This is a genomic window from Sphingopyxis sp., assembly GCF_036402335.1.
In the GTDB taxonomy this organism is placed as follows: domain Bacteria; phylum Pseudomonadota; class Alphaproteobacteria; order Sphingomonadales; family Sphingomonadaceae; genus Sphingopyxis.
In genome coordinates this window covers 1-2,586 of sequence record NZ_DASWTD010000349.1, presented here as the reverse complement: position 1 = coordinate 2,586, position 2,586 = coordinate 1, and the positions used below count along the sequence as shown (strand labels likewise).

The 2,586-nt window shown below is 64.2% G+C and carries 2 protein-coding genes and 1 pseudogene; 2 read left to right on the top strand and 1 reads right to left on the bottom strand.

All coding sequences use genetic code 11. From position 1 onward, the window contains the following. Positions 1–286: pseudogene (locus VGD20_RS10885) on the bottom strand (isocitrate lyase); the annotation flags it as partial. Between the two features lie 140 nt (positions 287–426). Between VGD20_RS10885 and VGD20_RS10880 the strand changes: the two are divergent. Then, the gene (locus VGD20_RS10880; RefSeq protein ID WP_331134465.1) at positions 427–1,815 is read left to right on the top strand and encodes a helix-turn-helix domain-containing protein; all 1,389 of its coding nucleotides are present in this window, start codon (positions 427–429) and stop codon (positions 1,813–1,815) included. 47 nt (positions 1,816–1,862) lie between these two features. Further along, the coding region (locus tag VGD20_RS10875; RefSeq protein WP_331134464.1) for a hypothetical protein at positions 1,863–2,586 on the top strand (724 nt) is incomplete at its 3' end.

The following is a 2,586-nucleotide window of genomic DNA, read 5'->3' as shown; positions in this document are numbered from 1 at the left end:
ATTTGCGCTTGGTGGTCCCGAAATGCTTCTTGATCGAGATCATCTTCTGCTGCGCGATGAAGCCGTGCCAGCAGCCCAGCGACTGGGTGTAGTTCGCGGGGTCGGCGTCATAGGCCGCCATGTCGGCGCGCATGATGCGTGCGGTGTAGCGGGCAACGTCGAGGCCGGTGCGGAACTTGTTCTGCGCGCGCATGCGGGCGATGCTTTCGCCGCTGATGCCGTCCCAGGTGCCGTCATAATCGCGGATGAGGCGGCCAGCCTGCGCCATGTCTTCCTGATAACCCATCGTCTTGTCCCTTGTGCGGAGGTGATGGATGGAAGGTGGCGAAAATGCCCCGCAAAGTGAAAAGCTTTGTCAATAATATTTGTGAAATATGGCGATAAGGTGTAAATCGATATGTAAATCAGTAAAGAAAGTTACAAAAAATGGCGGAGCGGCGGGTGTTTGCGGGGCCGGCGGTGCGCAAGGTGCGCCGCGAGGCGGGGATGACGCAGGCGGCGATGGCCGAGGCGCTCCATATTTCGCCAAGCTATCTCAATCTGATCGAACATGGGCAGCGGCCCTTGTCCGCAACCGTGATCGTCAAGCTGGCGGAACGCTTTGGTTTCGATGCCGCGAAGCTGGGAGCCGAAGACCTACCGGGCGGGCTTGCGGGGCTGCGGCGACGGCTGGCCGATCCGCGCTTTGCCGATCTGGGGATTGGTGCACACGAGGTTGAGGAGTGGTTGCAGACGGCGCCGGCGACCGCGGCCGCCTTTGCGCGCCTGTTCGATGCCGCGCCGGAAGGGCGCGCGGAAGGCGAAGGCGATGCGCCCGAAGTTGCCGCAGTGCGCCGCGCAATCGAGAAATGGCGCAACCATTTTCCCGATCTCGATGCGCGCGCGGAGGAACTGGCCGACGAACTGCGGCTTGCGGGCGGCGACCTTTACGGTACGATTTCCGAGCGTTTGCGCACGCGGCACCAGCTCGGCATCCGCATATTGCCGTCGGACGTGATGCCCGACCGGCTGCGCTGGCTCGACTGGCACGCGCGGCAACTTATGCTGAGCGAGTTACTGCGCCCCGCGTCGCGCACCTTCCAGGCCGCGGCGACGCTCGCGCAGATCGAGGCGAAGGCCGAGATCGACGCGCTGGTCGCGGGCGCCGAATTCGCCGAGAGCGCCGCCGCGCGCCTGTTCGAGCGGCATCTGATCCAATATTTCGCCGCCGCGCTGATGATGCCGTACAGCCGGTTCCTGCGCGCGTGCGACGCGACGGGATATGATTTGCTTCTGCTCCAGCGGCGCTTTGGTGCCGGCTATGAGCAGGTCGCGCACCGGCTGACGACCTTGCAGCGCGTTGGCGCGCGTGGGCTGCCGTTTTTCATGTTGCGCATCGACCGCGCCGGGCAGGGGAGCAAGCGCTATGCCGGCGCGAGCCAGTCGCCGCTCGTCGACGGCGACGCGCGCTGCCCGCTGTGGGGCGTCCACGAAGCCTTCGCACGCCCCGGTGAGGTCGTTGCCGATCTGGTCGAACTGGAGGACGGGTCGCGCTGGTTCACCCAGTCGCGCTCGGTCGCCGCGCCCGGTGCGACGGGCAGCGGCACACCGGCGCGGTTTACGGTCGGCGTGGGCGTCGATGCCAAGGTCGCGGCGCCGCTGATTGCTGCGCGCGGGCTCGACCTGATGCGCAGCCCCGCGACGCCGATCGGTCTTGGATGCCGTCGCTGTACACGTACCGGATGCGTCCAGCGATCGATGCCGCCGCTCGGCCGCCCGCTGCGCTTTCGCGACGGCGAACGCGGGGTTTCGGCGTTCGATTTCGCGGGCGATTGACTCCGAGGATCGCAAGGGCTGTTCACAGCGCGTTCGGTGCCATAGCAATGGTCGTCATCCGCGCGATCGAGGTCTGCCGCGGGAGGGGGACGGCCGGAATGAGCAACAAGCGGATTGCCGGAATCAGGCGCTATTTTTCTGAAACGGCGGGTGAGCCGCCGCCGACCGTCTGGCTTTGGGGCCAGCGGCCCTCGCTCCTCGCAAAAATAGTCGCCAATCTGTTCTTTTTTGCGCGTTGCCTGAGTCCGCTGCAACATTACAAGCAACTCCACCGGATCAGGAAACGGCGCAGTCGGGAATATAGCGACGCCGAACGGCACAAGCGAAGGCTCGATTTCGAAGCCTACGACACCGAGGTCTATTTTCTCGTCGCGCTCGGAGTCGTCAGCCTGCTAGCGGCAATAGGCTGGGCCGGAGCAACATATCGTTTCGATTTCGGTCCCGGCCTCCTGTGCCCGAACGACCATTTGTGCACTGCCCTGAACGGCGCCGCGAACGATCTGGCGTTGCTGGCGGTGAAAGCAGCGGGTTGGCTGTCGATATTCGTATCCGCCGTTCTGGCGCTGGAGGCCTTTTTCTGGATTTCCTATTACCTGTTGTGGAGGAGTTTCGCCGAGCCGGTTTATACGCTTTATCATCCGGCCGAATATTTCGTGCTCTTTCCGGTCGTCCTGCTGGTGCAGACGGTCGCCCTTGCCAACCTGCTGTCGATCAGCCCTCTTTCGGTCTTCCTCGCGCTCGTGGACGTCGCGGAGCAGCCGGCCGCCCTTG